19 protein-coding genes are annotated in these 24,874 nt (G+C 63.1%); 14 read left to right on the forward strand and 5 right to left on the reverse strand.

Going from position 1 to position 24,874, the window contains the following annotated elements:
- The first annotated feature begins 200 nt into the window (after positions 1 to 200).
- Positions 201 to 1,727 (forward strand): AMP nucleosidase, encoded by a 1,527-nt coding sequence (locus tag AWB77_RS27560; protein ID WP_061137637.1) that lies wholly within the window; start codon positions 201 to 203, stop codon positions 1,725 to 1,727.
- 56 nt (positions 1,728 to 1,783) lie between these two features.
- On the opposite strand, the gene AWB77_RS27565 is transcribed toward AWB77_RS27560, so the two are convergent.
- Entirely contained in the window at positions 1,784 to 2,533 is a 750-nt protein-coding gene (locus AWB77_RS27565) for an LOG family protein (protein WP_061137638.1), read from the reverse strand.
- 1 nt (position 2,534) lies between these two features.
- On the opposite strand from AWB77_RS27565, the gene polA reads away from it, so the two are divergent.
- The 3 genes from polA (at position 2,535) to AWB77_RS27580 (ending at position 7,856) form a co-directional block, all read left to right on the forward strand.
- Entirely contained in the window at positions 2,535 to 5,273 is a 2,739-nt protein-coding gene (gene polA, locus AWB77_RS27570; protein ID WP_061137639.1) for a DNA polymerase I, read from the forward strand.
- A 152-nt stretch (positions 5,274 to 5,425) separates the two neighbouring features.
- A complete protein-coding gene (locus AWB77_RS27575; protein ID WP_061137640.1) occupies positions 5,426 to 6,790 on the forward strand; it encodes an NAD(P)/FAD-dependent oxidoreductase in 1,365 nt (454 codons plus the stop codon).
- A gap of 190 nt (positions 6,791 to 6,980) precedes the next feature.
- A complete protein-coding gene (locus AWB77_RS27580) occupies positions 6,981 to 7,856 on the forward strand; it encodes a dienelactone hydrolase family protein (RefSeq protein ID WP_061137735.1) in 876 nt (291 codons plus the stop codon).
- A gap of 6 nt (positions 7,857 to 7,862) precedes the next feature.
- Here the strand turns inward: AWB77_RS27580 and AWB77_RS27585 are convergent, their stop codons facing one another.
- Positions 7,863 to 8,732 carry a sulfurtransferase gene (locus AWB77_RS27585; RefSeq protein ID WP_061137641.1) on the reverse strand — a complete coding sequence of 290 codons (870 nt, stop codon included), beginning with the start codon at positions 8,730 to 8,732 and terminating at the stop codon, positions 7,863 to 7,865.
- A gap of 106 nt (positions 8,733 to 8,838) precedes the next feature.
- On the reverse strand, positions 8,839 to 9,945 hold the full coding sequence (locus AWB77_RS27590) for an aromatic ring-hydroxylating oxygenase subunit alpha (RefSeq protein WP_061137642.1): 1,107 nt from the start codon (positions 9,943 to 9,945) through the stop codon (positions 8,839 to 8,841).
- 312 nt (positions 9,946 to 10,257) lie between these two features.
- On the opposite strand from AWB77_RS27590, the gene AWB77_RS27595 reads away from it, so the two are divergent.
- The 4 genes from AWB77_RS27595 (at position 10,258) to folE2 (ending at position 14,439) form a co-directional block, all read left to right on the forward strand.
- Complete coding sequence (locus AWB77_RS27595) at positions 10,258 to 10,593, forward strand: exodeoxyribonuclease VII small subunit (protein ID WP_061137643.1); 336 nt, start codon at positions 10,258 to 10,260, stop codon at positions 10,591 to 10,593.
- Positions 10,590 to 11,477, forward strand: coding sequence for a polyprenyl synthetase family protein (locus AWB77_RS27600; protein ID WP_061137644.1), 888 nt, complete (start codon positions 10,590 to 10,592; stop codon positions 11,475 to 11,477). The genes AWB77_RS27595 and AWB77_RS27600 overlap by 4 nt, the downstream gene beginning before the upstream one ends.
- 95 nt (positions 11,478 to 11,572) lie before the next feature.
- Positions 11,573 to 13,489: a 1-deoxy-D-xylulose-5-phosphate synthase gene (gene dxs / locus AWB77_RS27605; RefSeq protein WP_061137645.1), complete on the forward strand. Its 1,917-nt coding sequence runs from the start codon at positions 11,573 to 11,575 to the stop codon at positions 13,487 to 13,489.
- Positions 13,490 to 13,632: 143 nt separating this feature from the next.
- Entirely contained in the window at positions 13,633 to 14,439 is an 807-nt protein-coding gene (gene folE2, locus AWB77_RS27610; RefSeq protein WP_061137646.1) for a GTP cyclohydrolase FolE2, read from the forward strand.
- Positions 14,440 to 14,478: 39 nt separating this feature from the next.
- On the opposite strand, the gene AWB77_RS27615 is transcribed toward folE2, so the two are convergent.
- Positions 14,479 to 15,396, reverse strand: a complete 918-nt coding sequence (locus tag AWB77_RS27615) for a LysR substrate-binding domain-containing protein (protein ID WP_061137647.1) — start codon at positions 15,394 to 15,396, stop codon at positions 14,479 to 14,481.
- A gap of 104 nt (positions 15,397 to 15,500) precedes the next feature.
- Between AWB77_RS27615 and AWB77_RS27620 the strand changes: the two genes are divergently transcribed.
- Positions 15,501 to 16,724, forward strand: coding sequence for an MFS transporter (locus AWB77_RS27620; RefSeq protein ID WP_061137648.1), 1,224 nt, complete (start codon positions 15,501 to 15,503; stop codon positions 16,722 to 16,724).
- Positions 16,725 to 16,762: 38 nt separating this feature from the next.
- On the forward strand, positions 16,763 to 17,389 hold the full coding sequence (locus tag AWB77_RS27625) for a glutathione S-transferase family protein (RefSeq protein ID WP_061137649.1): 627 nt from the start codon (positions 16,763 to 16,765) through the stop codon (positions 17,387 to 17,389).
- Positions 17,390 to 17,401: 12 nt separating this feature from the next.
- Here the strand turns inward: AWB77_RS27625 and tsaD are convergent, their stop codons facing one another.
- Positions 17,402 to 18,430 (reverse strand): tRNA (adenosine(37)-N6)-threonylcarbamoyltransferase complex transferase subunit TsaD, encoded by a 1,029-nt coding sequence (gene tsaD / locus AWB77_RS27630; protein WP_061137650.1) that lies wholly within the window; start codon positions 18,428 to 18,430, stop codon positions 17,402 to 17,404.
- Positions 18,431 to 18,506: 76 nt separating this feature from the next.
- On the opposite strand from tsaD, the gene AWB77_RS27635 reads away from it, so the two are divergent.
- From AWB77_RS27635 to rpoD, 4 genes are all read left to right on the forward strand, one after another.
- Positions 18,507 to 19,733, forward strand: coding sequence for a BaiN/RdsA family NAD(P)/FAD-dependent oxidoreductase (locus tag AWB77_RS27635; protein WP_061137651.1), 1,227 nt, complete (start codon positions 18,507 to 18,509; stop codon positions 19,731 to 19,733).
- A gap of 210 nt (positions 19,734 to 19,943) precedes the next feature.
- Positions 19,944 to 20,390 (forward strand): GatB/YqeY domain-containing protein, encoded by a 447-nt coding sequence (locus AWB77_RS27640; RefSeq protein ID WP_061137652.1) that lies wholly within the window; start codon positions 19,944 to 19,946, stop codon positions 20,388 to 20,390.
- Between the two features lie 20 nt (positions 20,391 to 20,410).
- Positions 20,411 to 22,288 (forward strand): DNA primase, encoded by a 1,878-nt coding sequence (gene dnaG, locus AWB77_RS27645; protein WP_061137653.1) that lies wholly within the window; start codon positions 20,411 to 20,413, stop codon positions 22,286 to 22,288.
- Between the two features lie 421 nt (positions 22,289 to 22,709).
- The gene (gene rpoD, locus AWB77_RS27650; RefSeq protein WP_074168979.1) at positions 22,710 to 24,767 is read left to right on the forward strand and encodes an RNA polymerase sigma factor RpoD; all 2,058 of its coding nucleotides are present in this window, start codon (positions 22,710 to 22,712) and stop codon (positions 24,765 to 24,767) included.
- Positions 24,768 to 24,874 lie beyond the last annotated feature (107 nt).

Here is a 24,874-nt window from a genome sequence, read left to right on the forward strand (position 1 = left end):
ACAAAACGATTGCTGACTGAGCGGCGCGCGCACGGCCAACGCCTTATTTTGCGCCGCTTTCACGAATTCTGACCTCGAAAGCCAAAAAGGTGTTGCGAGGTGTGATCGCTCGCACTCACATGAAAAGGGACTTCATGGTCCGCCCATTCTTCCGTGTTAATGTCGATTCATCACGAGGGCATCGAAGAACACACAAGATCATGACAAACGACCGGACACAAATTACGCAGGGCACGCCTGCCAGCGATTTTCCGACCGAATCCTTCGAAGATCCCGCCGCGGCCGTCGCGCGTCTTTCGGCGATCTATGAAGCGAATACCGCCTATCTGCGCGATGCGTTCGCGCGTTATCGACGTAACGAGCAGTTCACGCATCGCGTACGCGCGTGCTATCCGTTCGTGCGCGTGCGCTCGGAGCTCAACACGCAGATCGATTCGCGCCGCTCATACGGTTTCGTGGCCGGCCCGGGCATCTATGAAACGACGCTGACGCGCCCTGATCTTTTCGGCGATTACTATCGCGAGCAATTGCGCCTGCTCACGAAGAATCATCACGTGGGCCTTGAAGTCGGCGTGTCCGCGCAACCCATTCCGATTCACTTCGCATTCGCCGAAGGCATTCACCTTGAAGGCGATCTCGATCGCGACCGCTTGCTCGCGATGCGCAATATCTTCGATACGCCCGACCTCGCGCTGCTCGACGACCGCATCGTCAACGGCACGTACGAGCCGGGTCCGGGCGAGCCGCATCCGCTTGCGCTCTTCACGGCGGCGCGCGTCGATTTCTCGCTGCATCGGCTGAGACACTATACGGCGACTTCGCCCACGCACTTCCAGAACTACGTGCTGTACACGAACTACCAGTTTTATATCGACGAGTTCGTGAAGCTCGGCCGCACGATGATGTCGCGCGCCGACGATGAAGAAACGCGCGCGTATCGCAGCGAGTATTCGTCGTTCGTCGAACCGGGCGATGTCGTCACGTACAACGCGAATCTCGGCGAGCAGCCTGAGGAAGGCACGCCGTCCGTGCGTCTGCCGCAGATGCCGGCGTATCACCTGAAGCGCGCGGACGGCAGCGGCATCACGATGGTGAACATCGGCGTGGGGCCGTCGAACGCGAAGACGATCACGGACCACATCGCGGTGCTGCGTCCGCATGCGTGGATCATGCTCGGGCACTGCGCGGGGCTGCGTAACACGCAGCGACTCGGCGATTACGTGCTTGCACATGGATACGTGCGTGAGGATCACGTGCTCGACGACGATCTGCCTTTGTGGGTGCCGGTGCCCGCGCTCGCGGAAGTGCAGGTGGCGCTCGAGCGCGCGGTGGCGCAGGTGACGAAGCTCGAAGGCGTCGATCTGAAGCGTGTGATGCGTACGGGCACGGTCGCGAGCGTCGATAACCGCAACTGGGAGTTGCGCGATCATCGCGAGCCGGTGCGTCGCTTGTCGCAAAGCCGTGCAGTGGCGCTGGATATGGAGAGCGCGACGATCGCCGCGAACGGGTTTCGTTTTCGCGTGCCGTACGGGACGCTGCTATGCGTCTCCGATAAACCGCTGCATGGGGAATTGAAGCTGCCAGGGATGGCGGATCAGTTCTATCGCGCGCAAGTGGATCAGCACTTGCAGATCGGCGTGAAGGCGATGGAACTGCTGCGCGAGAACGGGCTGTCGAAGCTGCACTCGCGCAAATTGCGGAGTTTTGCGGAGGTGGCGTTTCAGTGATGCTTTCTTCGTGAAGCGATGCGAGCGGCTTCGAAGGCCGCTCGCATCGAACGAGATTACAGATAGAACATCCGATCCTCATCCGACTTCCCTTCCGCCGGCTGCTCGACCGATTCCTCGCGATCCTCGTAGAACCGCAGCACTGCATCCAGCACCTGATCCGGATCGTCGATGACCTGCATCAGATCCAGATCCTTCGGGCTGATGACGCCGTTGGTCAAAAGCGTGTTTTTGAACCAGTCCAGCAAGCCCGCCCAGAACTCCGCACCGACGAGCACGATCGGCACGTGACGCGACTTCTTTGTCTGGATGAGCGTGAGCACTTCGGCGAGTTCGTCCAACGTGCCGAAGCCGCCGGGCATCACCACGACCGCGTCGGAGTTCTTTACGAACGTGACCTTGCGCGTGAAGAAGTGACGGAAGCGCAGCGAGATGTCCTGCCATTGATTGCCCGATTGCTCGTGCGGCAATTCGATGTTCAATCCCACCGACGGCGACTTGCCCGCGTGCGCGCCCTTATTGGCCGCTTCCATGATGCCCGGACCGCCGCCCGAGATGACGGCGAAGCCCGCATCGGAGAATTTCTGCGCGATTTCGATCGTGAGCTGGTAGTACGGCGACTCCGGTTTCAGACGCGCCGAACCATAGATGCTGATGGCAGGGCGGATCTCCGAGAGGTACTCGGTCGCCTCGATAAACTCTGCCATAATCGTGAACATCTGCCACGATGCGCGAGCCTTCTTGGCCGTCGCGCGCTCTTGATCTGCGAGCGATCGCAGACTCGGAATCACTTTTCTCTTGTTCATAATGCCTGAAGAACTAAGTCTTGAAGGTAAGACCCTGCTATTGGTCGACGGTTCTAGTTACTTGTACCGGGCCTACCATGCGATGCCGGACTTGCGAGGCCCCGACGGCGGCCCTACCGGCGCTCTGTATGGGATGGTCAACATGCTGCGGCGCTTGCGGCGCGAAGTCAATGCAGAGTATAGCGCGTGCGTATTTGATGCCAAAGGCAAGACCTTCCGCGACGACTGGTACGCCGAGTACAAGGCCAATCGTCCCTCGATGCCCGAAGAGCTCGCGAGACAGATCGAACCGATTCACGTCGCCGTGCGCGCGCTCGGATGGCCGCTCGTCATGATCGAAGGCGTCGAGGCGGACGACGTCATCGGCACGCTCGCGGTTCAGGCGGAGAAGCGCGGCATGAAGGTAATCGTGTCGACGGGCGACAAGGATCTGGCTCAGCTCGTGACGGATCATGTCACCCTCATCAATACGATGACCAGCGAAACGCTCGACCGCGCCGGCGTGCTCACGAAGTTCGGTGTGCCGCCGGAGCGTATCGTCGACTATCTGTCGCTTATCGGCGATACGGTCGACAACGTGCCGGGCGTCGAAAAGTGCGGGCCCAAGACAGCAATCAAATGGCTCACGCAATTCGAAACCCTTGATGGCATCGTAGAACATGCGGGCGAGATCAAGGGTGCGGTAGGAGACAATCTGCGCAAGGCACTGGACTTCCTGCCAATGGCGCGCAAGCTCGTCACGGTGCACACGGAATGCGACCTCACCTCGCAGATCGAGTCCATCGACGCGACGCTTCAGTCGCGTCCTGAATCGCGCGATGAACTGCGCGACGTCTTTCTGCGCAACGGCTTCAAGACGTGGCTGCGCGAGATCGAAATCGCGGATGCCGTCGAAGGCCCGACCGACACGCCGCCCGCCGAAGTCACCGAAATCGTGCACCACTACGAGACGGTGCAGACGTGGGAGCAGTTCGATGCGTGGCTCGAGCGCATCGACGAAGCGGAGCTCACGTCCTTCGACAGCGAGACCACGTCACTCGATCCGATGAACGCGCAGCTCGTCGGCATGTCGTTCTCGGTCGAGCCGGGGCACGCGGCGTATATTCCGGTCGCGCATCGCGGGCCGGACGCGCCCGAGCAGTTGCCGCGCGATGAAGTGCTCGCGAAGCTCAAGCCGTGGCTCGAAGATGCATCGAAGAAAAAGGTCGGGCAACATCTGAAGTACGACGAACAGGTTCTCGCGAATTACGGTATCGAGATGCGCGGCGTCGAGCACGACACGCTGCTGCAATCGTATGTGCTCGAATCGCATCGTCCGCATGACATGGACAACCTCGCGTTGCGTCATCTCGGCGTGAAGACGATCAAGTATGAAGACGTCGCGGGCAAGGGCGCGTCGCAGATCGGTTTCGACGAAGTGCCGCTCGACAAGGCATCGGCGTATGCGGCCGAAGACGCCGACATCACGTTGCGTCTGCATCACGCGCTTTATCCCCAAGTCGCGCAGGAAGAGGGCTTGCTGCATGTGTACCGCGATATCGAAATGCCGACGGCGCGCGTGCTGCGCAAAATGGAACGCAACGGAGTCCTGATCGATCGCGAACGGCTCGATACGCAGAGCAATGAAATCGCGAAGCGCCTCATCGATTTGCAGGCGCAGGCGTACGAGCTCGCGGGCGGCGAATTCAATCTCGGCTCTCCGAAACAGATCGGCCAGATTTTCTTCGAGAAGCTGCAATTGCCGGTCGTGAAGAAGACGCCGAGCGGCGCGCCGTCCACCGATGAAGAAGTGCTGCAAAAGCTCGCGGAAGATTATCCGCTGCCGAAGGTGCTGCTCGAACATCGCGGGCTTTCGAAACTCAAGTCCACGTACACCGACAAGCTGCCGCGCATGGTCAACGCATCGACGGGACGCGTGCACACGAACTACGCGCAGGCCGTCGCGGTGACGGGGCGCCTGTCGTCGAACGAGCCGAACCTGCAAAACATTCCGGTGCGTACGGGCGAAGGACGGCGCATTCGCGAAGCATTCATCGCATCGCCGGGCTGCAAGATCGTGTCGGCGGACTACTCGCAGATCGAACTGCGCATCATGGCCCATATTTCCGGCGACGAGTCGCTGATGCGCGCCTTCAAGGAAGGCGAGGACGTGCATCGTGCGACCGCGTCCGAAGTGTTCAGCGTGACGCCGCTCGAAGTCGACAACGACCAGCGCCGCATCGCGAAGGTCATCAACTTCGGTCTCATCTACGGGATGAGTTCGTTCGGGCTCGCGTCGAATCTCGGCATCACGCGCGATGCGGCGAAGCTTTACATCGACCGATATTTCGCGCGTTATCCGGGCGTCGCGGCCTACATGGAGAACACGCGCGTGACCGCCAAGATGAACGGCTTCGTCGAGACCGTGTTCGGCCGGCGTCTTTGGCTGCCCGAGATCAACGGCGGCAGCGGACCGCGTCGTCAGGCGGCCGAGCGCGCCGCGATCAACGCGCCGATGCAAGGCACCGCCGCCGATCTCATCAAACTATCGATGATCGCCGTACAGGACTGGCTCGAAAGCTCGGGCATCGGCGCGAAGATGATCATGCAGGTACACGATGAACTCGTGCTCGAAGTGCCCGAAGAGTCGATGCCCGAGGTCAGGAAACGCTTACCTGAACTGATGTGCGGCGTCGCGACGCTGAAGGTGCCGCTCGTCGCGGAAGTGGGCGTCGGCAATAACTGGGAAGAAGCGCACTGAAATTTCTGGCGCAAGGACATATGCGGCATGTGTCGCGTATGTCCGACATGTTGGTGACGCGCTTGTGACTGTCACCGAAGCTCCGCACAATGTTTGAATCGAGGAAGATAAGCACGCAGGCCGATCGAATATAAAAGCACAGGGAGAGTTCCATGCATCGCTTCATCATCATCGGCGGAGGCGCTGGCGGCCTCGAACTCGCGACGCGTCTCGGCGACCGCTTCGGATCGACGGACGGCAAGACGCCGCCCAAAGCGCAAGTCACGCTCGTCGACCGCAATCCCACGCACATCTGGAAGCCGCTTCTGCATGAAGTCGCAGCGGGCAGCATGGACCCGTTCACGCAAGAGCTCGAATATGCGGCGCAGGCGTTGTGGCACGGCTTCGAGTTTCAGCAGGGCGAGCTTGTCGGGTTGAATCGCGCGGCGAAGCGCATCACGATCGGCGCATTGCGCGATGAAGAAGCGGGCGAGCTTCTACCCGAGCGCGAGCTGGAATACGACACGCTCGTCATCGCGATCGGCAGTACGACGCATTTCTTCGGCGTGGAAGGCGCGCAGCAGAATTCGATCGCGCTCGATACCGTCGGTCAGGCCGAGTTGTTCCGCAAGCGCCTGATCGCGGCCTGCATGCGCGCCGAGCATTTCGCGCCGGAGCCGGTCGCGGCGGGTATCGACGAGGCCGAAGACGAGCCGGGCGTCGATCCGGTGCCGCGCATCCAGGTGGCGATCGTCGGTGCGGGCGCGACGGGCGTCGAACTATCGGCGGAACTGCGCAATACCGCGCAAGTGCTTTCCGCATACGGATTGCACAAGCTCGATCCAAAGCACGATATTGGCATCGTGCTAATTGAAGCCGGACCGCGCATCCTGCCCGCGCTGCAGGAACGCGTGTCCAGCGCGACGGCGGAACTGCTCACCAAGCTCGGCGTCAAGTTGATGACGGGCGAGACCGTCGCGCAGGTTTCGCGCGATACGATCCGCACCGCGAGCGGCAAGACGATCCGCGCGGATCTTACCGTGTGGGCGGCGGGCATCAAGGCGCCCGCGATCCTTACCAATCTCGACGGTCTTCCGACCAACCGTCTCGGCCAGCTCGTCGTGCGCCGCACGCTGCAAACCGAAACCGACGACAACGTCTTCGCGCTCGGCGATTGCGCCGCCTGTCCGTGGCCCGGCAACGAGCGCAACGTGCCGCCGCGCGCGCAGGCCGCGCATCAGCAGGCGAGTTTTCTGTTCAAGTCATTCGAGCGGATGTTGCAGGGCAAGCCGCTGCCCGAGTACACGTATCGCGATTTCGGCTCGCTCGTGTCGCTCGGGCATTACAGCGCAGTCGGCAATCTGATGGGCGGGCTGATCGGCGGCAACATGCTGATCGAAGGGCTGTTCGCGCGTTTCATGTACATGTCGCTTTATCGGCTGCATGTGGCGGCGCTGCACGGCTATGCACGCATGGTGCTGGATACCGTCGCGCATTGGCTGCGCCGCTCCACCGCGCCGCGCGTCAAGCTGCATTGATGGAATAGATCCGCTGCGCCGGTCGTTCAAAGCTGTTTAAAATGAGCGGCGCGCTTAATCCATATGCGCGTTCGTTGTCGTGCAGCGCCGCGCCGCGTGCAGCCTCGGACACGCAGCGCGGTTCCAAGCATCCATGCCGTCGCATTCGAATCGCGAACATGACGCGACGGCCCCGCCGCGGGAGCCATCCATGCTAGACCCCGAAGTCGACAGCCTCATTCCGCACGTCCCGTTCAACCGCCGCACGTTCATCAAGGCGACCTTCGGCACCGGCTTCGCGGCCGCCGTGCTGCCGGTGTCCGCGCAGACCATTCACACCGACAGCGACGGGCTCGAAGCCGGCGCTATCGGCATACGCGGTGCGGACGGCGCGCTGGTTCCGGCGTATCGCGCGCAACCGAAGGGCAAGACGCATCTGCCGGTCATCATCGTCATTCACGAGATTTTCGGCGTCCACGAGCATATCGCCGACGTGTGCCGGCGCTTTGCAAAGCTGGGTTATCTGGCCATCGCGCCCGACCTCTACACGCGTCAGGGCGATGCATCGGCGTACAAGTCGATGCAGCAGCTCAACGAGCAACTGGTGTCCAAAGTGCCCGATTCGCAGGTGATCTCCGACATCGACCAGACCGTCAAATGGGCGGATGAGCACGGCGGCGATCCAAAGCGCATCGGTATCACGGGTTTTTGCTGGGGCGGGCGCATCACGTGGCTCTATGCCGAGCACAATCCCAACGTGAAGGCGGCGGTCGCGTGGTACGGGCGGCTTGTCGGCAACAAGACCGAGAACACGCCGACGAATCCGATCGATCTCGCGAGCCAGCTCAAGGTGCCGGTGCTCGGACTGTATGGGCGGCAGGATCAGAGCATCCCGCAGGACACCATCGAGCAGATGAAGCAGGCGCTCGCGAACGATCCGCCGCCCGCGAAGGACTCGCAGTTCGTCGTGTACGACGACGCGCCGCATGCCTTCTTCGCGGATTATCGGCCGAGCTATCGCAAGGCCGACGCCGAGGACGGCTGGAAGCGCGCGCTCGCGTGGTTCCGCGAGCACGGCGTCAAATAACGGCGCTTAAGGGTTCGCGCCGGTCGCGACGGGCCGGCCTGGATCGGCGCTCCATTCGCTCCACGAGCCGGGATAGAGCGCCGCGCCGTGCAGACCGGCAATCTCCATCGCGAGCGCGTTATGGCATGCCGTGACGCCCGAGCCGCATTGCAGGACGACGCGATCCGCAGGCGTCGCGCCGACGAGCGAGCCGAATGCCTCGCGCAGTTCGTGCGCGGTCTTGAAGCGGCCTTCGGCCGTCAGATTGTTCTTGAAGAAATGATTCAGCGCGCCGGGAATGTGCCCGCCGACGGGATCGATGGTTTCGTTCTCGCCGCGGTAACGATCGGCGGCGCGGGCATCGATCAGCAGATGATCGCGCGTGCCGATGCTGCGTTCGATCGCCTGGGCGTCGATCGTCACCTGGAGCGGCGCGCCCGCCTTGAACGTGCCTTGCGTCTTCGGCGGCACGGTGGCGTCGAGCGGATTGCCCGCGGCTTCCCAGGCTTGCAGGCCACCGTCGAGCAGCGCGACGGAATCGTGTCCGAGCCAGCGCAGCAGCCACCAGAGACGCGCGGCGTACATGCCGCCTTGGGCGTCGTAGGCGACGACCTGCTGGCCTTCGTTCAGGCCGAAGCTCGCCAGTTTCGCGACGAGCGCGGCGCGCTCCGGCAACGGATGACGCCCGTTCGTGCCGGTCTTGGCGCCGGACAGATCGCGATCCAGATGAAGATAGTGCGCGCCCGGAACGTGCCCTTGCGCATAAGCCGCTTCGCCCGATTCGGGCGCGGCGAGATCGAAGCGGCAATCGAACACGACAATGCTGCCGGGCGCGGCGGCGAGCCGTTCGGCGAGATTCGCCGCCGAGATGAGCGTGGTGTAGTGAGTGTGCGGCATGACGGCTCCTGAGGGGCGCTCCTGTGCGAGGCCTTGAACCGTTAGTCTAAACAAAAAGGCGAGCCCGAAAGCCCGCCTTTTCGTAACACTGGCCGAACGGCCTATGTCAGATCACGCCCAGTTGATGCCGCAGGAATTCGTGGAAGTGCTGCATTCCGGATTCCATCGGGCTTTGATACGGCCCGACCTGGTTTTCGCCGCGCGACATCAGCGCGCGACGGCCGGCGTCCATGCGTTCGGCGATCTCGTCGTCCTCGCGCGCGGTTTCCAGATACGCGGCGCGTTCCGCCTCGATGAACTCGCGTTCGAAGAGCGCGATTTCCTCGGGGTAGTAGAACTCGACGATATTCGTCGTCTTCTGCGTGCCCTGCGGAATCAGCCAGGACACGACCAGCACGTGCGGATACCACTCGATCATGAGACCAGGGTAGTAAACCATCCAGATCGCGCCGAATTCGGGCGGCGCGCCGTTGCGAAACCGCAGGACTTCGTCGTGCCACTTGCGATACGTCGGGCTGCCCGGCTTTTCCAGATTCTTGTGGACGCCGACGGTCTGCACGCTGTACCAGTCGCCGAATTCCCATTCCAGGTTGTCGCACGACACGAAGCTGCCGAGCCCCGGATGGAACGGCGCGACGTGATAGTCCTCCAGATAGACCTCGATGAAGGTCTTCCAGTTGTAGTTGCACTCGTGCACTTCAACGTGATCGAACATGAAGCCCGAAAAATCGAAGTGCCTCGCCGTGCCAAGCCTCGCGAGATCCGCGGCGACATTGCGGCCCTCCGATTCGAAGAGCAGGCCTTGCCAGTTCTGCAGCGAAGTCTTGCCGAGGTTCAGGCAGGGCTTGTCCGCGAAATGCGGCGCGCCGAGCAGTTGACCATCGAGATCGTAAGTCCAGCGATGCAGCGGGCAGACGATGTTGTCCGCGCTGCCGCGGCCATTGAGCATGATCGCCTGGCGATGGCGGCACACGTTCGACAGCAGCTCGATATTGCTCTGCTGATTACGGACGAGCACGCGCCCTTCGCCTTCGCCCGGAAGCGCGAAATAGTTTCCCGCCTCGGGAACCATGAGTTCGTGCCCGATGTAGCGTGGACCTTGCTTGAAAAGTGTGTCGAGTTCGCGCGTAAGAAGCGCTTCGTCAAAGTAAGCCGTGACTGGCAGCTGACTGTGAATGGCGTTCAGCTGCAATGCATTGCTCAGATTGGACATTCCCACTCCCGATGAAAACGTGAAAGCAGTGAACAACCCAACCATCGAAGATTCGATTTAGGGAGCCCGCGATTATACCGAAATCCGCATCTCTGGGGTGCTTAAGGTCTTGATTTGGGTATAAATTGTCGCGAGAGTTCCTCGCAATCGACACGCATACGCGCGCTGGCGCCACACGCCGCGATGTTTGGCGGACAATCCCGCCGGACGGCGTCACCGCTTCGGCATGGACGGGATGCGGGTCGAAAAAATGTCTTTTGCCGTAGAATGTGCGACTTGGTTCCAAAAATTCAATTTGCACATCCACGATTCATGGCAAAGACCGCTGTCCAGGAAACAGGCGAGCAGACCGGCGCCGAGGCGCCGAGCGCGGACGCCGCGCAGCTTCCGGAAAATTACGAGGCGGCGCTGGCAGAACTCGAAACGCTCGTCGCGCGCATGGAAGAGGGCGCGCTGAGTCTCGAGGAATCGCTTGCGGCCTATCGCCGCGGCGCGGCGCTTGTCGGCTTCTGTCAACAGCAACTCGAAAAAGTCGAGCAGCAAGTACGCGTTCTCGATGGCGAGACGCTCAAGCCGCTGCCCGCCGAGGTACAGCGCGCCACCCAGGGTGCCGGAGCGACGAACGACAACGGGGACGACGATCTATGACCTTCGAACAATGGATGCGCGCGACGCTCGATCGCGTCGAGACGGCGCTCGAACACTATCTTCCCGGCACCGACATCGCGCCGGCGCGACTGCATGAAGCGATGCGCTATGCGGTGCTGGGCGGCGGCAAGCGCGTGCGGCCGCTGCTCGTCCACGCGGCAGGCGAACTGACGGGCGCAAGCGCGCACGCCGTGGAAGCGGCGAGCGCGGCGCTCGAGATGATTCACGTGTATTCGCTGGTGCATGACGACATGCCCGCCATGGATGACGACGCGTTGCGCCGTGGCAAACCTACCGTACACATCCAATATGACGAAGCGACGGCACTACTCGTCGGTGACGCGCTGCAATCGCAGGCGTTCGTCGCGCTGACCGCCGAGGGCAATGGTCTGAGCGATGTCCAGCAGGCCGCGCTCGTGCGCGAACTGGCGGTCGCGAGCGGCTCGCTTGGCATGGCGGGCGGACAGGCCATCGATCTCGAAAGCGTCGGCCGCAAGCTGTCGCGCCCCGAGCTCGAAACGATGCATCGCAAGAAAACGGGTGCGCTGTTGCGCGCGTCGGTGCGTATGGGCGCGCTCGCGGGCGCGCATCCGGGCGCGGACGCGCTGACGTCGCTGGATCAGTATGCGGCCGCGATCGGCCTGGCCTTCCAGGTCGTCGACGACATTCTGGACGTCACCGCCGATTCCGCCACGCTCGGCAAAACGGCCGGCAAGGATGCGCAGCACGACAAGCCCACTTATGTATCGATCATCGGGCTCGATGCATCGCGCGAACTCGCCGCGCAACTCGGCCGCGACGCGCACGCCGCGATCGAGCCGTTCGGCGCGCGCGGTCAGCGTCTTGCCGAACTTGCCGACCTGGTTGTAAACCGGGTGAATTGATTGTTGAACGCGTGACGAACCCCACGGCGCGACCGGGCAAACCCGAAACAATCGCGCCGAACGAATCACGCCAGTTTTCCTAAAATGGGACGACGATGTACGACTTGCTGAAAACCATCGACGATCCGGCCGATTTGCGTGCCCTCGATCGCCGCCAACTGCAACCGCTGGCCGACGAGCTGCGAGCCTACGTGCTCGACAGCGTGTCCCAGACGGGCGGCCATCTGTCGTCCAATCTGGGCACGGTCGAGCTGACGATCGCGTTGCACTATGTGTTCGATACGCCTAATGACCGCATCGTCTGGGACGTCGGTCATCAGACGTATCCGCACAAAATTCTCACCGGCCGCCGCGACCGCATGCCGGGGCTGCGCCAGCTAGGCGGCATTTCCGGCTTTCCGCGCCGCGCCGAGTCGGAATACGACACCTTCGGCACCGCGCACTCGAGCACGTCGATTTCGGCGGCGCTCGGCATGGCGATCGCCAACAAGCTGCAAGGCGACAACCGCTATTCGATCGCCGTGATCGGCGACGGCGCGATGACCGCCGGCATGGCTTTCGAGGCGATGAACAACGCGGGCGTCGCCGATGACGTGCCGCTGCTCGTCATCCTCAACGACAACGACATGTCGATCTCGCCGCCCGTCGGCGCGCTGAATCGCCATCTCGCGCGTCTGATGTCGGGCCGCTTCTACGCCGCCGCGCGCGCGGGCGTCGAGCGCGTGCTGCGTCATGCGCCGCCGGTGCTCGATCTTGCGCGCAAGCTCGAAGAGCACGCGAAGGGCATGATCGTGCCGGCCACGTTGTTCGAAGAGTTCGGCTTCAACTACATCGGCCCGATCGACGGTCACGATCTCGATTCGCTCGTCCCGACGCTGCAGAACATCAAGGAACTGCGCGGTCCGCAATTCCTGCACGTCGTGACGAAGAAGGGCCAGGGCTACAAGCTCGCCGAAGCCGATCCGGTGCTCTATCACGGTCCGGGCAAGTTCAATCCGGCCGAAGGCATCAAGCCGTCGACAGCGCCGTCGAAGAAAACCTACACGCAAGTGTTCGGCGAATGGCTGTGCGACGTCGCCGCGCAAGACTCGCGCGTGGTCGGCATCACGCCGGCGATGCGCGAAGGCTCCGGCATGGTCGAGTTCGAGAAGCGCTTTCCCGAGCGTTATTTCGATGTCGGCATCGCGGAGCAACACGCGGTTACGTTCGCGGGCGGATTGGCGGCGGACGGCATGAAGCCCGTCGTCGCGATCTATTCGACCTTCCTGCAACGCGCGTATGACCAGTTGATCCACGACGTCGCGCTGCAGAACCTGCCGGTCGTGTTCGCGATCGATCGCGCGGGCCTCGTCGGCGCGGACGGCGCAACGCACGCAGGCAATTACGACCTCGCGTTCCTGCGCTGCATCCCGAACATGACGGTGATGGCCGCATCGGACGAAAACGAGTGCCGGCAGATGCTCTACACGGCGTTGCAGCAGCCGAACCCGACCGCCGTGCGCTATCCGCGCGGCGCGGGTACGGGCGTAGCGACGGTCAAGCAGTTCACGCCCATTCCGGTCGGAAAGGGCGAGATCCGCCGCGAATCGTCGCAGAAGCTGGGTTCGGGCAAGCGCATCGCGATCTGCGCGTTCGGCACGATGGTCGCGCCGTCGCTCGCCGCTGCCGAGGAACTGGATCTGACGGTCGCGAACATGCGTTTCGTGAAGCCGGTCGACGCCGACCTGCTGCGCGAACTCGCCGAAACGCACGACGCCATCGTGACGATCGAGGAAGGCGCGATCATGGGCGGCGCGGGCTCGGCGTGCGTCGAGGCGCTGCTCGCGGGCGGCGTCGTGAAACCGGTGCTGCAGCTCGGTTTGCCCGACGTGTTCATCGATCACGGCGATCCGGCCAAGCTGCTTGCGAGCGTCGGACTGGACGCGGCCGGCATCGTCAAGTCGATTCGCGAGCGTTTCATCGACGCCATCGAAAGCGCCAACGCAGGCAAGCTGACCAAGCGCGTCGCCTGACGGCGTACCGCACGAACGGCGCGCTCGGGGTGCGCCGCGCAGCAACGCTTTGGCACACGGCGCGGGCATCGTCCCGCGCCGTGTGCGCTTGAACGTATCGAACCGCGCGTCTCACGCGACGCGCGGCGCATAAGGAAAAACAAATGAATCAGATGAATCCCGCCTTCGTGATGCCCGACGTTCAGAGCACGCCCGACACGCGCCAGATCGCGATTCAGCGCGTCGGTGTGAAGGGCGTGCGTTATCCGCTGACGGTGTTGACCGAAGACGGTCTGAAGCCGACCGTCGGCGTATGGAATCTGGATGTCCATCTGCCTGCCGAGCAGAAGGGCACGCATATGTCGCGGTTCGTCGCGTTGCTGGAAGAGAATCGCCTGCCGGTCGATCAGCACGCGCTGCGCGGCATGCTCTCCTTGATGCTGGCGAAGCTCGAAGCCCACTCGGGGCGCATGGAAGTGACCTTGCCGTATTTCGTGATGAAGACCGCGCCGGTGTCCGGCGTGAAAAGCCTGCTCGACTACGAAGTGACGTTCGTCGCCGAGCGCCGCGACGGCGAAACGCGCATGTCGCTCAAGGTGCTCGTGCCGGTGACGAGCCTGTGCCCGTGCTCGAAGAAGATCTCGCAATACGGCGCCCACAACCAGCGTTCGCACGTCACGATCGCGGCGGAGCTGGCCGAGGAAATGCCGGTCGAGGAACTGATCCGCATCGCGGAAGAGGAAGCGTCGTGCGAACTGTGGGGCTTGCTGAAGCGCCCCGACGAGAAGTTCGTGACCGAGCGCGCGTATGAGAATCCGAAGTTCGTCGAAGACCTCGTGCGCGATGTCGCGACGCGCCTGAACGCCGACGCGCGCATCGTCGCTTATACGCTCGAAGCCGAAAACTTCGAGTCGATTCACAATCACAGCGCCTACGCGGTGATCGAGCGCGACAAGCGCCGCGACGCCTGAACACGCTATCAAGAGCCGGTCATCGAACCGGCTCTTTTCTTATGCGAGCGCCGTTTCCGACGAAACATGCGCTTCTCGCACCGATTCCACCACGAGCGATGCGAGCCGCTCGACCAGCGGGGAGCCTTTTCCGGCCGCGCGATGCAGCGCGAGCGGAATCGACGGCAGCGCGGGCAGGCCGCCTTCGTCGCCATCGAGTGTCCGGACGGTCGACGGCAGGCCGTAGCTCGTGCGCACCGTCACACCGAGCCCCGCCGCCGCCGCTGCCCACAGCCCCGACAGGCTCGGGCTCGTGAACGCAACGCGCCACTTGATGCCCGCGCGATCGAGCGCCGCCGCGGCCGCGCTGTGGAAGAGGCACGGACGATCGAACGCGATCAGCGGCAAGGGTTCATCGGCATCGAAATGCCAGGGCACGGTCGATGACGCGATCCAGCGCATCGGCGGCGCGGCTATCGGTTCGGGCAAATTGGACGCCTGACTGTTGTCGGGCGCGCCCGCCGCGCCCCACACGAGCGCGAGATCGAGCTGTCCGCCGCCGATGCGCTCCAGCAACTCCGTATTGCGCGCGACACGCGCTTCGATCCGCACTTTTGGATGCGCCCGCGCGAAGCGGCCGAGGACATCCGGCAACACGATTTCTCCGAAATCTTCCTGCATCCCAAGCCGGATCCAGCCTTCCAGATCGACGCCGCGTACCGCCACGGCTGCCTCGTCGTTCAGTTCCACGAGGCGCCGCGCGTAGTTCAGCATGACCTCGCCCGCGTCGGTGAGTGCAAGGCCGCGCCCCGATTTGCGGAATAGCGGCGTGCCCGCCTGTTCCTCCAGCTTGTGAATCTGCGCGCTGACGGCGGATGTCGAGCGACCGACGCGATCCGCCGCCTTCGCAAAACTTCCCAAGTCCACGCCCGCGACGAAGCTGCGCAGCACCGCGAGATCGAAAGTCGTCTGAGCCATCGTGACAATCCTGTTTTGACGAACGTTTTATCGCAAAATTTGCGATTTTCAGGATGATGCTAAGCCCGCAAACTGACCGCAGTCAAATCTTTCATGGGTTGAGCATGGCTACTTCTCTCGCATTGAATTCGAAAGCGGTCCTCAGCGGGGCGCATCGGTGGAAAGTGTTGGGCGTCGGTGTCGCGGCGAACGCGAGCGTTTCGGCGGCGGCGACGGGCTTTCCGACGACCGCCGTCTGGGTGCGCAGCGCGTATCACCTCGACAACGGACATCTCGGCGTCGTGCTAGGCGCGCTGGGTTTGGGCGTCGCGCTGTCCGAACTGCCGTGGGGCGTGCTGACCGACAAGTGGGGCGATCGTCCGGTGCTGCTGACGGGCCTCTTTTCGACGGCGGGTTTGCTTCTCGCGATGACGCTCTTCGCGACGCCTGCGACGGCGAGCTTCGGCGTTCTCGTCGCCGCGATGTGCTTGCTCGGCTTGCTCGGCGGCAGTGTCAACGGAGCGAGCGGGCGCGCGGTGATGGCGTGGTTCGGCGAAGGCGAGCGCGGCCTCGCGATGAGCATCCGCCAGACGGCCGTGCCGCTCGGCGGCGGCATCGGCGCGGCGTTGCTGCCGTGGCTTGCGTCGGCGCATGGTTTCGCCGCGGTGTTCGGCGTGCTGGCCGCGATGTGCGCGCTTTCCGGCATCTTCGCCTGGCGCTGGCTGCACGAGCCGCCGGAGACGATGCATCGCGCGAGCCGACTCAAAAGCGCCGCACCGTTGAGGAACGGACTTGTGTGGCGCGTCGTGCTCGGCATCGGCGTATTGTGCGTGCCGCAGTTCGCGGTGCTCAGCTTCGCGACGATCTTCATGCACGACGCCGCGCGCTTCGGCGTGAGCGCGATCAGCGCGACGATGGCCGCGCTCCAGACAGGCGCGATCGCGATGCGCGTCTGGAGCGGGCGTCACACGGACCGGCATGGCAATCGCCGCGCGTATCTGCGCGTGTCGACGATCGCGGCGTGCGCGTCGTTCGTCGTGCTCGGCATCGCGACGGCGCTCGGCGCGGCGCACATACCCGCCCTGCTGGCGACGATGCTGATACTCGCGGGCGTGTGCGTGTCCGCGTGGCACGGCGTCGCCTACACGGAACTGGCGACGCTCGCGGGCACCGAGCGCGCCGGCACCGCGCTCGGCATGGCGAACACGGCCGTGTTCGCGGGATTCTTCCTCACGCCGCTCGCCATTCCGCATGTGCTCGCGATCGGCTCCTGGCCGATGGTCTGGCTCGCGGCGGGCGTGTGCGCGTCGTTCGCGTGGCCGTTGTTTCCGAGGCCCGCGCGCGCTTAAACTGGCCGTCCCGTCATCACGACCCTGCGGAGCGCATCGTGATTCTCATCGGTCAATACGATTCCCCGTTCGTGCGGCGCGTCGCGATCGCGCTGAAGCTCTACGGCATCGCGTTCGAGCATCGTCCGTGGTCGACCTTCAGCGATGCCGACAAGATCGCGCCTTACAACCCGCTATGCCGCGTGCCGACGCTCGTGCTCGATTCCGGCGATACGCTGATCGAAAGCACGATGATGCTCGACTATCTCGACGAACAGGCGGGCGATGCGCGTGCGCTGATCGCATCGAGCGGGGCGGAGCGTCGTCAGGCGCTGAAGGTTTGCGCGCTGGCGACCGGCCTCGCCGACAAGGCCGTCGCGCTCGTCTACGAACGCGTGCTGCACAAGGAGAAATCGCAGGCGTGGCTCGATCGCTGCACGGGGCAGGTCGAACGCGTGTTGAACGCGCTGGAAGCGGACCGTGCGCCGCGCGCGTCGCCTTACTGGTTCGGCGATGCCATCGGCCACGCCGATATCGCCGTAGCCTGCGCGCTGCGCTTTGCGCGCGAGGCGCATCCGGAAATTTTCAGTCCGACGCGCTGGCCGACGCTCATCGGTCATAGCGACCGCTGCGAGGCGCTGCCGGTCTTCAAGGCGATCGCGCAGCCGTTCAATCCGCCGCGATGAAAACGAAAAGGCTCAGGCGCGCGCGAGCGACGTGAGATCCCAGCGCGGCTTCACGGTGAAGGCGTAGTCGCGCACGGCCTGGTCGGGCCAGCGCGCGAGCCGCAGCGCGCCCGCGAGCGCGATCATCGCGCCGTTGTCGGTGCACAGCGACAGGTCGGGGTAATGCACGTCGAAACGGCGCTTTTTCGCCGCCGCCGACAGCGCCTCGCGCAACTGCCGGTTCGCCCCGACGCCGCCCGCGACGACGAGCCGCTTGAGTCCCGTCTTCTTCAGCGCGGCGAGCGATTTGGCGACGAGCACGTCCACCGCGGCATCGACGAAACCGCGCGCCAGATCGGCCTTCGCCTGCTCGCAGATGTTGTTGCCGAGCTTGCGGCTTTGCGTGAGCACGGCGGTCTTTAGGCCGCTGAAGCTGAAATCGAGATCGCCGGAATGGAGCATCGGGCGCGGCAGCGCGACCGCGCCCGGCGTGCCGAATTCAGCCAGCCGCGACACTTCCGGCCCGCCCGGATAGCCGAGGCCGAGCAGCTTCGCGGTCTTGTCGAAGGCTTCGCCGGCGGCATCGTCGAGCGTTTCGCCGAGCGTCTCGTACACGCCGACATCCGTCACGCGCATCAGTTGCGTGTGTCCGCCCGACACGAGCAGCGCGACGAACGGAAACGGCGGCGGTTCATCGACGAGCAGCGGCGACAGCAGATGCCCTTCCAGATGATGGATGCCGACGGTCGGCTTGTCCCACGCCATCGCGAGCGCATTCGCGATGCTCGCGCCGACGAGCAGTGCGCCCGCGAGTCCCGGCCCTTGCGTGAACGCGATGGCGTCGATGTCGCCGCGTTGCGCGCCAGACTTGTCGAGCACTTCCTCCAGCAGCGGCAGCGCGCGCCGGATGTGATCGCGCGAAGCCAGTTCCGGCACGACGCCGCCGTATTCGCGATGCATCGCGATCTGCGAGTGAAGAGCGTGCGAAAGCAGGCCGCGCCCGGTGTCGTAGAGCGCGAGGCCGGTTTCGTCGCAGGAGCTTTCGATGCCTAGAACTAGCATGGATTCAATGCTTTAAAGGGAACAAAAAAGTATAGCAGCGCTCGCTCGCAAGCGTGTCGACGGTAAAATGCGCGCCATGGAATCCTTCGATATCGCCGTCATCGGCGCGGGTGCGGCCGGCATGATGTGCGCGGCCGTGGCCGCTCAATCCGGGCGCCGCGTCGTCCTCATCGACCACGCCGAGCGTCTCGCAGAAAAAATCCGCATCTCCGGCGGCGGGCGCTGCAACTTCACGAACGTCAATGCGCAGCCGGCCAATTTTCTGTCGGCGAACCCGCATTTCTGCCGCTCCGCGCTCGCACGCTACACGCCGCGCGATTTTCTCGCGTTGCTCAAGCAATATCGCGTGAAATGGCACGAGAAACACAAGGGCCAGCTTTTTTGCGACGACTCCAGCGACACCATCATCGACGTGCTGAAGAGCGAGTGCGATGCGGGCCGCGTCGCGTGGCGGCGTCCGGTCGCCGTGCACGAGATTCGTCACGACGGCGCGCGCTTTTCGCTCGATACGACCGCGGGCGCGATCGGCGCGGCGGCGCTCGTGATCGCGACAGGCGGCCTGTCGATCCCGAAGATCGGCGCGACGGACTTCGGTTATCGCGTCGCGAAGCAGTTCGGCCACAAGCTCGTCGATACGCGTCCGGCGCTCGTGCCGCTCACGTTCACGTCCGCCGACTGGGCGCCGTTCGCTGAACTGTCGGGGCTGTCGCTGCCGGTTCGCATCAGCACGGGCAAGGGCAAGACGCGCGGCGAATTCGACGAAGACTTGTTGCTCACGCATCGCGGCGTGTCGGGGCCGGGCGTGCTGCAGATTTCGAGTTACTGGAACACGTCGGAGCCGATTCACGTCGATCTGCTTCCCGATGTCGACGCAACCGGCATGCTGATCGAAGCCAAAGCCGGCTCGAAAAAACAGATCGGCAACTTTCTGGCCGAGCACGTGCCGGCGCGGCTCGCGCACGCGTGGCTCGAAGCACGGCACGTGCCGGTCGATGCGCGGCTCGCCGATCTGCCCGATCGCACGTTGAAGGCGATCGGCGCGTCGCTGTCGGACTGGACGCTCACGCCGAGCGGCACCGAAGGCTATCGCAAGGCAGAAGTGACGCGCGGCGGCGTCGACACGCGCGAGCTTTCGTCCGCGACGATGATGAGCGAACGCGTCGCCGGGCTCTATTTCATCGGCGAAGCAGTCGATGTCACCGGCTGGCTCGGCGGCTACAACTTCCAGTGGGCGTGGGCGTCCGGCGTAGCGGCCGGCAAGGCCGCCGCCCAGTATTCGCGAGACGCGGCGAACGCCGCCTGAGCGCGTCCGTCCGGGGGTTTTGGCGAGTCTCGAAACGCGGACCCGTTTGCTATACTCGGACGGTCATCGGAGGATTCTCTCCGCTTTCTGCCGGCGCCAGAAAAACAGTCTGCTCATCCCGCTTGAGGAAGCGCTCCCAAGCGGGTTTTTGCTTTCGCAGGATGCGTGCGCCGGCCGGAAATCAACTTTCGCAATTGCACCGGGTGAACGATGAGCCTCAAAGACCAGATCAACGACGACATGAAGACTGCCATGCGCGCGAAGGAAACCGAGCGCCTCGGCACAATTCGCCTGCTGCTCGCGGCAATCAAGCAGCGTGAAGTCGACGATCGCGTCACGCTCGACGACGCGGGCATCACCGCCGTCATCGACAAGATGATCAAGCAGCGCAAGGATTCGATCAGCCAGTTCGAGGCCGCGAACCGCACCGATCTCGCCGACAAGGAAAAGGCGGAGCTTGCGGTGCTCGCGGCGTACATGCCCGAGCAGCTTTCCGCCGACGCGATCGCCGCCGAAGTTCAGGCCGCCGTCGCCGCGACGGGCGCCGCTGGCCCGCAGGACATGGGCAAGGTGATGGGCGTGCTCAAGCCGAAGCTCGCCGGCAAGGCCGACATGACCGCCGTTTCCGCGCAGGTGAAAGCCGCACTCGCCAAGTAACTTCGGCCGCTTTTGAATCGGTGATTCCGCACGCTTTCCTGCAGGATTTGCTCAACCGCGTCGATATCGTCGACGTGGTGGGCCGCTACGTCCAGTTGAAAAAGGGCGGCGCGAATTTCATGGGCCTCTGTCCGTTCCACAACGAGAAGAGCCCTTCGTTCACGGTCAGCCCGACCAAGCAGTTCTATCACTGCTTCGGCTGCGGCGCGCACGGAACGGCCATCGGCTTTCTGATGGAGCACACCGGCCTCACGTTTCCCGAGGCCGTGAAAGATCTCGCGCAGGGCGCGGGACTGACGGTGCCGCAAGAGCCTTCCGGCTCGTTCCGTGGAAGCGGCGGCGAGAGCGCGCCGAGCAAGGCAGTGAGCGTCGCGCTGACGGAGGTCATGCAGACCGCTTGCGATTTCTATCGCAAGCAGTTGCGCGGTGCGCCGAACGCCATCGCTTATTTGAAAAAGCGCGGTTTGACCGGCGAAGTCGCGGCCCGTTTCGGACTCGGTTATGCGCCGGATGGCTGGCAGAACCTCGAATCGGCGTTTCCCGATTATCGGGACGACAATCTCGTCGAATCGGGTCTCGTGATCCTCAGCGACAAGACCGATTCGCAAGGGCAGGCGCGTCGGTACGATCGCTTCCGCGAACGCGTGATGTTCCCGATCCGCAACGTGAAGGGCAACGTGATCGGCTTCGGCGGACGCGTGCTCGACGGCGGCGAGCCCAAATATCTCAACTCGCCCGAAACGCCGCTTTTTAGTAAAGGCAGCGAGCTCTACGGCCTGTTCGAAGCGCGCCTCTCGATTCGTGAACTGGGCTATGTGCTCGTCGTCGAAGGGTATATGGACGTCGTCGCGCTCGCGCAACTCGGTTTTGCGAACGCGGTGGCGACGCTCGGGACCGCCTGCACGCCGGTTCACATGCAGAAACTGTTTCGTCAGACGGATGCCGTCGTTTTCAGCTTCGACGGCGATTCGGCCGGTCGGCGCGCGGCGCGGCGCGCGCTCGAGGCGGCGCTGCCGCATGCGGCGGACAACCGGACGGTGAAGTTTCTCTTCCTGCCCAAGGAGCACGATCCGGACAGCTACGTGCGGGAGTTCGGTACGGATGGATTCGGCGAACAGGTCGATCGCGCGATGCCGCTGTCGCAATTCCTGCTCAACGAAGTGCTGAACGACAAGGAACTCGAACAGCCCGAAGGCCGCGCGAAAGCGCTCTTCGATGCGAAGCCGCTGCTGCAGGCGCTTCCCGCGAACGCGTTGCGGGTGCAAATCCTGCATATGTTGGCAGATCGGCTCGACACGCCGTTCACGGAAATCGCCGCGCTGTGCGACATCGATTCCCGCGCGGCCGCAGTCGCGCGCGCGAATGTGCCGAAGAGCGAGCGGCGTCGTGTTACCGGGCAGGAACAGCGTGCGCTACGCAATCTGGTGATGTATCCCGGCATTGCGGTTTCGCTCAGTCAGGACAGCGAGCACACGCTGGTAACGATGACGGAGCACGGCGAATTGTTCGGTGAAGTGATTTCTCACGCGCGCGAACTCGGCGGCGCGGCGGAATTCCAGTTGCTGTCGGAGATCTTGAGAAATGCAGCAAACGCGCCAACATACGACGATATCTTTCAGGAAATTCTCGCCTATGATGAAAACGTTCGCGATTTACTGATGCGCGATCCGTCCGATGAGGACGCGGCGCAGCGTGTCGAGGAACAGAAGCGCCTGCTCGCGGAAGAATTGCAGGCGACGGTGGTGAAGTTGCGGCACGACAGCTATCGCGCGCGGCTGGATCAGCTGGCGCGGCAGTCGAGTTTGTCGGCGGAAGAGGTGGCGGAGTTTTCGGAATTGTCGGCCAAAGTGGCTCAGATCAAGGCAGGGCGGGGCGCGAGCCCGGATGCCGGCAGGTGAGAATGCTATAATATAAAGTTCAAACCGAATTGCTTTTTGTCAACTGTTTGGGCTCATTCGTCGTTTTTTGACAGAAGAAGAGCGTTAGCAACGAGCAGTCGACAAAGCGCGATTCGAGTTGTTTTGCATAGGGAAGTGGAAGCAGAAAGGTGGCTGAATCGGCTCCGGAACGACAGTGCGTGGCGCAAGGTGACGCGCGCCGCATAAATTACACGGAACGGGCCGATAAGCATGCCGACGTACAGACGGGCTTAAGGGAAGCGGCTGCTAATTGAGGGTAGGGCGAGGAGACGATTCACACTCGTTCGAACCGCGATGGCGCTCCGGGCAGGGCACGCAGGACGAAGCAGCGTGCGCGTATTGAGTATTCACGGTTCCATCGGCTGTTGTCCAGCAGCCGCGAGTCGAGACTAAAGCCGGTATGGCGAACTCCATGACGAAAAAGCTGAACGATGTATCCGTCGAAGACGACGCAGTGCAAAACGCAGAGTCTGGCGCCGCGCCTGCGGCGAAGGTCGAAAAGGCCAAGGCTCGCGACCGTCGTGCGAAAGAAAAGGCGCTGCTGAAGGACGCGTTCTCGTCGAGCGCGCCGGGCACCGTCGAGGAACTGGAAGAGCGGCGCGGCAAGTTGCGCGCGCTCATCAAGCTCGGCAAGGAGCGCGGCTTCCTCACCTATGGCGAAATCAACGATCACCTTCCGGACAACTTCACCGAAACCGAGGCGATCGAGGGCATCATCAGCACGTTCAATGACATGGGCGTGGCGGTGTACGAACAAGCGCCCGATGCCGAAACGCTGCTGCTGAACGACAACGCGCCGAACGCTTCCTCCGACGACGAAGTCGAGGAAGAGGCCGAAGTCGCGCTCTCCACCGTCGATTCCGAATTCGGCCGCACGACCGACCCGGTCCGCATGTACATGCGCGAGATGGGCACGGTCGAGCTGTTGACGCGCGAAGGCGAAATCGAGATTGCGAAGCGCATCGAGGACGGCCTCAAGCACATGGTCATGGCCATCTCCGCGTGCCCGACGACTATCGCCGACATTCTCGCGATGGCCGAGCGCGTGCAGAACGAGGAGATTCGCGTCGATGAACTCGTCGACGGCCTGATCGATCCGAACGCGCAGGACACGGACGGCTTCTCCGAGCAGGAAGCGGAAGCGATCGAATCGGAAGACGAGGAAACCGAGGAAGAGGGCGACGAGGAAGAGGAAGAAGAGGACGACGGCAGCGCGCAAGCCAGCGCCAATGCCGCGCAACTCGAAGCCTTGAAGCTCCAGTCGCTCGAGAAATTCGCGCTCATCAGCGAATGGTTCGACAAGATGCGCCGCGCCTACGAGAAGGAAGGCTATAAGTCGAAGGCCTATCTTAAGGCGCAGGAAGCCATCCAGACGGAGCTGATGAACATCCGCTTCACCGCGCGTACCGTCGAGCGTCTGTGCGACACGCTGCGCGCGCAAGTCGACGAAGTGCGTCAGGTGGAGCGTCAGATCCTGCATACGGTGGTCGACAAGTGCGGCATGCCGCGGGCCGAATTCATCACGCGCTTCCCGGGTAGCGAGACGGATCTCGAATGGTCCGACAAGGTCGTAGCTGAAGGGCACGAGTACAGCGCGGTGCTCGAGCGCAATATTCCGGCGATCCGCGAGCAGCAGCAACGTTTGCTCGACTTGCAGGCGCGCGTCGTGTTGCCGTTGAAGGACTTGAAGGAAACCAACCGTCAGATGGCGGCGGGCGAATTGAAGGCGCGTCAGGCGAAGCGTGAAATGACGGAGGCGAATCTGCGTCTCGTGATTTCCATCGCGAAGAAATACACGAATCGCGGCTTGCAGTTCCTCGATCTTATTCAGGAAGGCAACATCGGCCTGATGAAGGCGGTGGACAAGTTCGAATATCGTCGTGGTTATAAGTTTTCGACGTACGCGACGTGGTGGATTCGCCAGGCGATCACGCGTTCGATCGCGGATCAGGCGCGTACGATCCGCATTCCGGTTCACATGATCGAGACGATCAACAAGATGAACCGCATCTCGCGGCAGATCTTGCAGGAAACCGGTCTCGAGCCGGATCCGGCAACGCTCGCCGAGAAGATGGAAATGCCGGAGGACAAGATCCGCAAGATCATGAAGATCGCGAAGGAGCCGATCTCCATGGAGACGCCGATCGGCGACGACGACGATTCGCATCTCGGCGATTTCATCGAGGATACGAACACGGTGGCGCCGTCGGATGCGGCGTTGCATGCGTCGATGCGCGATGTCGTGAAGGACGTGCTCGACTCGCTGACGCCGCGCGAGGCGAAGGTATTGCGCATGCGCTTTGGCATCGAGATGAGCACGGATCACACGCTGGAAGAGGTCGGCAAGCAGTTCGACGTGACGCGCGAGCGGATTCGCCAGATCGAGGCGAAGGCGCTGCGCAAGTTGCGGCATCCGAGCCGGTCGGACAAGCTGAAGTCGTTCCTCGAAGGCAACTGACGGGGCTTGTTTTGAGAGGCGTTGTGAGGCAAACTCGCTACCCTTCGCAGTTGCCTCGCGCAAAATTCTGATGTGATGGAAAGCGCCGATAGCGGCGCTTTCTTTTT

The sequence above is a fragment of the Caballeronia fortuita genome, assembly GCF_001544835.2.
GTDB classification, from domain to species: domain Bacteria; phylum Pseudomonadota; class Gammaproteobacteria; order Burkholderiales; family Burkholderiaceae; genus Caballeronia; species Caballeronia fortuita.

Bases quoted from the DNA above. Each gene is read 5' to 3' on its own strand.
- AWB77_RS27635 (WP_061137651.1), top strand. From the start codon at position 18,507: ATGGAATCCTTCGATATCGCCGTCATCGGCGCGGGTGCGGCCGGCATG.
- AWB77_RS27590 (WP_061137642.1), bottom strand. From the start codon at position 9,945: ATGTCCAATCTGAGCAATGCATTGCAGCTGAACGCCATTCACAGTCAG.
- tsaD (WP_061137650.1), bottom strand. From the start codon at position 18,430: ATGCTAGTTCTAGGCATCGAAAGCTCCTGCGACGAAACCGGCCTCGCG.
- AWB77_RS27620 (WP_061137648.1), top strand. From the start codon at position 15,501: ATGGCTACTTCTCTCGCATTGAATTCGAAAGCGGTCCTCAGCGGGGCG.
- AWB77_RS27565 (WP_061137638.1), bottom strand. From the start codon at position 2,533: ATGAACAAGAGAAAAGTGATTCCGAGTCTGCGATCGCTCGCAGATCAA.
- AWB77_RS27585 (WP_061137641.1), bottom strand. From the start codon at position 8,732: ATGCCGCACACTCACTACACCACGCTCATCTCGGCGGCGAATCTCGCC.
- AWB77_RS27575 (WP_061137640.1), top strand. From the start codon at position 5,426: ATGCATCGCTTCATCATCATCGGCGGAGGCGCTGGCGGCCTCGAACTC.
- AWB77_RS27600 (WP_061137644.1), top strand. From the start codon at position 10,590: ATGACCTTCGAACAATGGATGCGCGCGACGCTCGATCGCGTCGAGACG.
- AWB77_RS27560 (WP_061137637.1), top strand. From the start codon at position 201: ATGACAAACGACCGGACACAAATTACGCAGGGCACGCCTGCCAGCGAT.
- AWB77_RS27640 (WP_061137652.1), top strand. From the start codon at position 19,944: ATGAGCCTCAAAGACCAGATCAACGACGACATGAAGACTGCCATGCGC.
- folE2 (WP_061137646.1), top strand. From the start codon at position 13,633: ATGAATCAGATGAATCCCGCCTTCGTGATGCCCGACGTTCAGAGCACG.
- rpoD (WP_074168979.1), top strand. From the start codon at position 22,710: ATGGCGAACTCCATGACGAAAAAGCTGAACGATGTATCCGTCGAAGAC.
- AWB77_RS27580 (WP_061137735.1), top strand. From the start codon at position 6,981: ATGCTAGACCCCGAAGTCGACAGCCTCATTCCGCACGTCCCGTTCAAC.
- AWB77_RS27595 (WP_061137643.1), top strand. From the start codon at position 10,258: ATGGCAAAGACCGCTGTCCAGGAAACAGGCGAGCAGACCGGCGCCGAG.
- AWB77_RS27615 (WP_061137647.1), bottom strand. From the start codon at position 15,396: ATGGCTCAGACGACTTTCGATCTCGCGGTGCTGCGCAGCTTCGTCGCG.
- polA (WP_061137639.1), top strand. From the start codon at position 2,535: ATGCCTGAAGAACTAAGTCTTGAAGGTAAGACCCTGCTATTGGTCGAC.
- dxs (WP_061137645.1), top strand. From the start codon at position 11,573: ATGTACGACTTGCTGAAAACCATCGACGATCCGGCCGATTTGCGTGCC.